Source organism: Komagataeibacter europaeus LMG 18890 (genome assembly GCF_000285295.1).
GTDB lineage: Bacteria > Pseudomonadota > Alphaproteobacteria > Acetobacterales > Acetobacteraceae > Komagataeibacter > Komagataeibacter europaeus.
Map to the genome: position 1 here is coordinate 1 of NZ_CADP01000123.1, position 7,376 is coordinate 7,376.

Here is a 7,376-nt window from a genome sequence, read left to right on the forward strand (position 1 = left end):
GTGGCAGGGCCGGGCGCTGGATCGGATGTATCCCATCGTGATCTTCGATGCCCTTCGGGTAAAGATCCGCGATGCTGACAGCCGGACCGTTAAAAACAAGGCGGTTTACGTTGCTCTCGGTGTCACCCGCGAGGGAGTGCGCGAGGTTCTGGGGCTCTGGATCGCCGAGAATGAAGGCGCCAAATTCTGGCTTTCGGTCATGAACGAGTTGAAGAACCGGGGCATCCAGGACATCCTGATCGCGGTCGTGGACGGGCTGAAAGGCTTTCCCGAGGCCATCACCGCCGCCTTTCCCGAGGCGATGGTTCAGACCTGTATTGTTCACCTGGTGCGCCACAGCCTGAACTTCTGCTCATGGAAGGACCGCAAGGCCGTGGCTGCCGACCTGCGCCGGATCTACGGGGCGGCGACCGCTGACATGGCGGCCGCAGAGCTCGATGCGTTCGAGGAGAAATGGGCCGGGAAATACGCGTCGATCGCCCCGGCATGGCGCCGGGCATGGCCAGAAGTGATCCCGTTTTTTGCCTTCGATCCGGCGATCCGCAAGATCATATACACTACGAACGCCATCGAGAGCCTGAACCGGGTCATCCGCAAATCGATCAAGACGCGCGGTTCGTTCCCGACCGACGATGCCGCAACGAAGCTGATCTACCTGGCGATCCGCAGCTTTGAGAAAGACGGGCGGAATGTTCGGGAATGGTTTGCAGCCCGCAACCAGTTCGCCATAATGTTCGGCGAGCGCTTCGCCGCTTGAGTATCTGAAAACCCATGGGCCAGGCCAGATACACAGACTTCAGGACACTCCCCGATGCTCACCAGAATATCGTGGGCCGGATCTGCGATGATCTCCCGTGCATTCTCACCCAGCCGGTTGGAGTCCGAAAGCCACCACAGCAACGCATGCGTATCGAGCAAAACCTTCACAGGCCGCGTTCCATACTTTCAAGAATATCTGCCGGTGTCTGATCAAAATCTTCGCTCATTCTGATCCGCCCGCGCAATGCGCCTGGTTGACGACGGGGACGATAGGAAGAAGCTGGCGGCCGCAGTTCAGCGACAACCTGGTCGTGAGACGTCACGAGGATCGTGCTACCCTGTCTGACCTGACGCAGATACGCCGTCAGGTTTCCCCGGAACTCCCGAACACCGATTTTCTGTGGAGATGATGCGTTATCTGAAAGATGCTGGCTCATGGTCTCCTCCTTATGTGTCATCATAGCATGTACACACAGGGAGGAGGTAAAAAATTCCCGAGGCATATTCGATTTCAGAGATCCGTGGCTTCCGACAGTGCCAGAGCGTCCTCGACATCCACCCCAAGGCATCGAACCGTACTATCCAGTTTTGAATGACCAAGCCGGATCTGCACTACTCGAATATTACCGGTTCGTTTGTAAATCGTGGCAACTTTCGTGCGGCGAAGTGAATGAGTTCCATATTCACCAGGTATAAGTCCCACCGCTTGAACCCATTGATCCAGAAGCCGGGCGTATTGCCTTGTGCTCAGATGAGCTTGGGCGGCTTGGAAAAACATACTCATTCAAGCCACCACCGCGATGCTCCAGCCACGCTCGCACACTTTCGCGCGTCGTTTCCGTAATCTTAAACTGCACAGGTCGCCGGGTTTTCTGCTGCTCGACCATGGCCCGGTGACGCACCTGACCGCTGGTAACGATGTCGCCGATACGAAGACTGACAAGATCACAGCCTCTGAGTTTGCTGTCGAGAGCAAGATCAAACAACGCTCTGTCTCTGACACGCTGTTCGTTCCCGAGCCAGAACCGAATAGCCCAGACATGCTTTTCTTTGAGCGCCGGCTTGGCGCCAACCATTTTTCCTGCATTCCAGGGCACGGACTTCTTCAGCGTAGGCGTTGGAAAACGAGTTGTCTTCTCCATGATACTTTCTCCTGATCAGCTGCTGATGCAGCAATCAGAAGTCTGGATGATAATATCGGCGGATAACGAGAACTATTGCCGACCGCCCGCTTTCTGGAAGTCCGAATGGCTCCGCTTATGACCGACATGAGGCGTAAGCCGATCACTGTCGCGTTTTAGAAACCTGCGAGAAGCAGATCGAGCGCCTGAGTAATTTCGTCCTGACAAAGCGACAATGAAGCAATGATCTTCGTCAGATCACGGTCAGGAACTGCGGCCATAAACTGCGTCATCATGACGAAGGGACAGTCGTCAACCATAAACACCGGGTTCAGCCTCTTGGCAGGCTTTGGTGCGGTTCTCTGCGGCAGCAGCGGAACAACGACACGGGTACCCAAGGCGTCCAGAAGATCTGCCTGCACATCCAGAACGAAACGTGCTTCTCCCCGTCCGGCCAGACGATACACATCAAAACGGGCCATTTAGAAGTTCCGATAGTCCGCCAGGGGAAGCCCGTTCTCTTCAACATACTGCCGTGAGGCTTCGAGGGAAGCGCGATTGTCTGCCAGCCATTGCTGAGCACGGATCGACGCGATAGCTGACTTAAGCCCCTGCTCGCAGGCCTGCGATATGTTGAGATCTAACGACTTGGCTTCTTCGAGCAGCTGAGCGGGTAGCGTCACATTTGTGGGGCGACGTGATGGAGTGCCGGAATGCACGCGAACCATAGCTTTGCTCCTAATTATACTGGCAACCAGCATATAGCACATGTTTATGCGCATTTGTATGCCCATATTTTTATGCGAAGGTACGACCGTTTTCTGGGGGCCTCAACGGCTTTCCTTATGGCCGACATGAGGCGAAAGCGGACTATTTCCTGAGCCTGATGATTCCGAGTTCGTTCCACATCCACCCGAAATCGTAGGCAGCCATGGCACCGCCACTCCCTTGGGCGTGGACCGTAGTGTTTTCGATATCCTTCAACCAGATGGCCACCTTTTTACGCCCTGAAACTGTCTGGACGGCCTGGCGCGGCGTCAAATCCCCCAGGGCCGGGACTGGCTCATCAAGCACCTGCCGATAGTGCCGCTCCAGCATCTGCCCGATAATCCGGGCTTCCTCCTCGGGCGGGATCTGCAGTTCTGGCGAGACCTCCCGTCCAGGCGTCCCCCGGTCTTCCATCGCCTGCGCCGGCGTCATGATCTGCGTGAGCGGAGCGCGCACGAGATCTCCCAGACCAGCCTGCAGCATGGCACGACCACGTTCGGCACGCTCTTTCGAGTTCACCTGCAGCCGCAACTGCCGCCCCTTCAGATCCAGCGTGCCCAGCACGATCGCGCCATCGTCCATCTCCGTGCGCAGAAACCGTCCGTTTTCATCACGCCCGGTTTTCAGCGCAGGTTCATCGTGCTTTTCCTTCAGCCAGTTCCAGAACGACCGGCTCTCCGGCCGCAAAGCCGCGATCTGGTCAAGCGAATCTGCCACCATCTTCTGCGTCACGCCCTTTGCCAGCGGGAAACACACTTCGTGGAAGACCAGATCCTCTCCGTCCCCATTGAACAGCGCTGGCCCCTCCATCTCCCGGGCCATGTCCTCCAGTGTCCGGAACAGCCAGGTCAGCGTGAACATCGGCGCAAGCTCACGCAGCGTCTGCGTATCGACTTTTGGAAACTCGGTCTTGCCCCGTCTTTTCCGCAGAGCCCTGTAAAGGTTCGCAGCCAGATCCTCACAGGCACCCCGCGAATAAGCGAGCAACCCGCCTGCCAGAATGGTCTTTCCATCGGACGGCACGAGACGTGCTGCAATCCGGTCCCACTGTTTCAGTGTCCAGGTGGCCGTGCCTTCATGCACCAGAACGGGTTCCCCACCCCGCAGCAGGTCACGCGCCATCAGGCTCTGGCCGGGTCTGATGTCCGAGACTTCATACAGGCTCATGACCGAAGCCTTGAGGGCACGCATGTAGGCGCTGTTACGTGGCCCTTCCTTCCAGCCCCGACGCTTGAGGTAAACGTCGACGAAGTTCCGGCCATCGTCCCAGTCCTGCCCGAGAAAATCTTCGAAAGCGCAGCCCCACAATGTCATGGCGACGTCGGGACCGATCATCTCCGCCAGATCCTCGAAGGTGATGTCACCCACTTCCAGCGCCGGACCGATGTGATCGCCGAGCACTTCGCTGAAACGGTCCTGCCAGTCCTCCTGACCGAGATAACGGATCAGTCCCGTGAGTTCGTCTGCGGCCATGGCTGTTACTGCGTTTCCTGAACCTGACTCGGTGAGGCCGGAACGATATCCCGAAACAGGCATCAGGGCACCCTGCCCCACATTCACACACATGTGACCTTCGACAAAATTGCGCCGGATTATCTTTTCATCTGTTTCCTATGTGTTTCCTGCAGGGAATTTCAGACAATAAAAAACCCGCCGTGTTCTGGAGAGTTTATTGTTTTAAATCAATGATTTATATCTGGTTTCGGGAGCCTGCAACCAAAGAAGACTGCTGCTTGTCAGCGGATTCGTAGAGAAGCTCGCTGCATGACATAGTCGATTGATAAGCAGTCGTTTTTATCAATATTTTGTCTCGCTGCGTCTTTTCCGGTCAGACCGTGTCAGTCAGCCAGTCCTCGGTTCGAAGACCATCCACCCGCTGGAATTCCCGAAGGTTCCCCGTCACGACAATCAGCCCCCTGCTCCGGGCATGCCCAGCAATCATGAGATCATACGGACCTATGATACGGCCATTCCGTTCAAGAGCAGCCCGAATGTCCGCTGTATGGGCGACCGCTTCACTGTCGAATGGCAGGACCGCCAGCCTTGCCGCGAAGTGCTCGACCTCACGCCTTGTGTGCACGGGATCAGACGAGCGTTCCGCGCCATAAAGCAGCTCATACAGCACCACGTCCGAGATGCAGAGTTCCTCCGCACAGCTGTTGAACCTCGGACGCAGCCCCTGCGGTCGATCCCGCAACACCCGGATACAGAGGTTCGTATCCAGCAGGTAACGCAGCATTCAGAGCGCCTCGCGTTCCTGCATGGCTGGCTGGTTCCGCTCCCCCAGATCCACCCCGGGAGCCGCAAAGAAATCATCCCACGCCACATCGACCGGAGCGATGATCCGCCGTGGACCTTCGGACACGATGATCACCTCACGCACCTGTTCCCCGAAGGCGACCATCTTCGGCAGACGCACCGCCTGCGAGCGATTGGATAGAAAGAGTGTTGTACGGGTCAGCATCGGAGATCCCTCCTTATGGATATGTATCGTGTATATCCAATTTGGACAAAGATGTCCCGTATTTTTGGGACTCTCTGCACCGCATACACACAATCCGGACAGGCGATTGGGAATATATGTGATATCGGAACACCAGTCTTGGTTAGACCGATTGATGACCAGATCCCGCAGCAGATATGGATATTTCCGATGCTCCGGATGGGGCACGGTCGTACGCGGCTTCTGGTAAATCGCCCGCAGGCCCATGATCGCCATGAGCCGCCGAACCCGCTTGCGGCCCACTTCATGTTCCAAGCGGCGCAGATGCCATGTCATCTGCCGTAAGCCATAATAGGACGTTTCCAGGAACTGGGCGTCGATCAGCCGCATCACCTCTGTGTATGATTGGCGTGACGGGTGTTTTCCCAGTTCCAGGGCAGGAACTCGTGCAGGCATGAGACCGGCTGGTCGTTGATCCGGGCGAGAACGTCGGCGAGACAGGCCTGGGGATCGACGTCGTTGAGCTTTGCAATGACGATGCGGGAATACATGTCGGCCGCGCGCGGGCCGCCCCGATCGGAACCGGCGAACAACCAGGCTTTCCTGCCCAGAGCGATGCCGACTACAGAGCATAGTTGCCTTACTCCGCCAGGTTCGATGTTGCCAGCTTTCTTCACCAGCCAGAAGATCAGCCTGCATGCAGGCCCGGTGCCATGCAATGCGGAGGCAAGGAAAGCTGATCCTTCATGTCGCCACGGGTGATGGAGACTCCACGTCCCCCCTGCGACGGGGAATGCGGTTCCATGCATCAAGGGCCGCGATCTTGTATGCTTCCGCCAATGTCGGGTAATTGAAGGTCGCATCGATAAAGTAGTCGAACGTTCCCCCGAAATTAAGCACGGCCTGACCGATATGGATTAGTTCCGTGGCACTTTCACCGACTATATGCACCCCGAGCAGCCTGTGGGTTTCAAGGGAAATCACCAGTTTCAGCATCCCCGAATGCATGCCTGCGATATGCCCGCGTGATGTCTCGCGAAAGCGTGCGATCCCGCATTCATACGGTATGGATTTTTCCTTTGCCTGTTCTTCCGTCATGCCGACCGTTGAGATTTCAGGCACGGAATATATCCCATAAGGAAAGAATTCAGGGGCTGGCGGCACGGTCTGGCCAAAAGCATGGCACGCTGCGATACGCCCCTGTTCCAGCGATGTGGAAGCAAGGGACGGAAAACCGATGACATCCCCCGTGGCATAGATATGCGCGACACCTGTCTGGAACGTCTTCGGGTCTACTTGCAACCTGCCGCGACTGTCGGCCCGCAGACCGCATGCATCAAGCCCGAGTTGATCCGTAGCCCCGGAACGTCCGCCGGTATAAAGCAGGATATCAGAACGGATCTGCCCGCCATCGGCCAGGACGGCCACGGGTTGTCCATCCGCGACCGTGATTGAATCCAGCCGGCTGCCCAACCTGAAGCGCATCCCGCGATCACATAACTGATGCATGAAGTCGGCAATGATGCCCCGGTCCACAAAATCCAGAATACTGTCACGTGCCTCGACAACGCTCACCTGCACATCCAGCGCACTGAATATTGTCGCGTATTCAATACCGATCACCCCCCCGCCAATTACCGTCAGGGAACGTGGCAGGCGCGCAAGGCTGGTCATTTCATCGCTGTCCAGCACGACCGTCCCGTCAAAGGGCACATTGGCCGGACGGTGCGGGCGGGTGCCGACCGCAATAATGATCCTGTCACCCGACACGGTCCGCGCAACCCTGTTGTCCATGGTGATCGTAATATGGTGCGGATCCACGAACCGTGCCGTGCCATGCGCAACCGCTATGCCGTTGCGGGCGAACTGGTGGTCCAGCATATCGACTTCATAATCCAGGGTCTTGCGCAGGCGACTGTTCGGGTCGGCTATGGTTATGTCCTTGCGGGCACGGTAAGCCCGGCCATAGAAAGCCTGCTCCCGCCAGCCTGTCAGGTTGAGGACCGTCTCCCGCAGGGTTTTGGACGGAATGGTGCCGGTATGCACACAGACCCCGCCAACCCGGGTATTTTTTTCGATAATCAGCACGGATCGACCCAGTTTCGCCGCCTGAACCCCAGCCCGCCTGCCTGACGGGCCGCTGCCGATCACGACCAGATCATAATCATATGTCTCGGTCATGCCCCATCCCCCAAACCGGACTGTTCCGGCCCATGTCGTGCCTGTATGGCTAACGCACGGATCATATGCGGGATTTCGCCGGCCATGATGGCTGCGGACCAGAA

At 57.3% G+C, this 7,376-nt stretch carries 8 protein-coding genes and 3 pseudogenes; 1 reads left to right on the forward strand and 10 read right to left on the reverse strand.

The window, feature by feature from the left end:
• Window positions 1-757, forward strand: a 757-nt coding sequence (locus GEU01_RS18325) for an IS256 family transposase (RefSeq protein ID WP_019086275.1), incomplete at its 5' end; no start/stop codon positions are given.
• A 166-nt stretch (window positions 758-923) separates the two neighbouring features.
• Here GEU01_RS18325 and GEU01_RS24905 read toward each other — a convergent pair.
• From GEU01_RS24905 to sthA, 10 genes and pseudogenes are all read right to left on the reverse strand, one after another.
• Entirely contained in the window at window positions 924-1,262 is a 339-nt protein-coding gene (locus GEU01_RS24905; RefSeq protein WP_007400724.1) for a type II toxin-antitoxin system Phd/YefM family antitoxin, read from the reverse strand.
• A gap of 8 nt (window positions 1,263-1,270) precedes the next feature.
• A pseudogene (locus tag GEU01_RS23275) lies at window positions 1,271-1,901 on the reverse strand (tyrosine-type recombinase/integrase).
• 155 nt (window positions 1,902-2,056) lie between these two features.
• Window positions 2,057-2,362, reverse strand: a complete 306-nt coding sequence (locus GEU01_RS18335) for a CcdB family protein (protein ID WP_007400721.1) — start codon at window positions 2,360-2,362, stop codon at window positions 2,057-2,059.
• Entirely contained in the window at window positions 2,363-2,608 is a 246-nt protein-coding gene (locus tag GEU01_RS18340) for a type II toxin-antitoxin system CcdA family antitoxin (protein ID WP_007400720.1), read from the reverse strand.
• A 142-nt stretch (window positions 2,609-2,750) separates the two neighbouring features.
• Window positions 2,751-4,121, reverse strand: a complete 1,371-nt coding sequence (locus GEU01_RS18345; protein ID WP_019087242.1) for a hypothetical protein — start codon at window positions 4,119-4,121, stop codon at window positions 2,751-2,753.
• A gap of 355 nt (window positions 4,122-4,476) precedes the next feature.
• Window positions 4,477-4,887: a type II toxin-antitoxin system tRNA(fMet)-specific endonuclease VapC gene (gene vapC, locus GEU01_RS18350; RefSeq protein ID WP_019087243.1), complete on the reverse strand. Its 411-nt coding sequence runs from the start codon at window positions 4,885-4,887 to the stop codon at window positions 4,477-4,479.
• A complete protein-coding gene (gene vapB, locus GEU01_RS18355; RefSeq protein WP_026018865.1) occupies window positions 4,888-5,112 on the reverse strand; it encodes a type II toxin-antitoxin system VapB family antitoxin in 225 nt (74 codons plus the stop codon).
• Window positions 5,113-5,214: 102 nt separating this feature from the next.
• A pseudogene (locus GEU01_RS23280) lies at window positions 5,215-5,487 on the reverse strand (IS3 family transposase); the annotation flags it as partial.
• Window positions 5,481-5,711: pseudogene (locus GEU01_RS18365) on the reverse strand (transposase domain-containing protein); the annotation flags it as partial. The pseudogenes GEU01_RS23280 and GEU01_RS18365, both read right to left, overlap by 7 nt.
• Window positions 5,712-5,835: 124 nt before the next feature.
• Complete coding sequence (gene sthA, locus GEU01_RS18370) at window positions 5,836-7,272, reverse strand: Si-specific NAD(P)(+) transhydrogenase (RefSeq protein ID WP_019087246.1); 1,437 nt, start codon at window positions 7,270-7,272, stop codon at window positions 5,836-5,838.
• Between the last annotated feature and the right edge of the window lie 104 nt (window positions 7,273-7,376).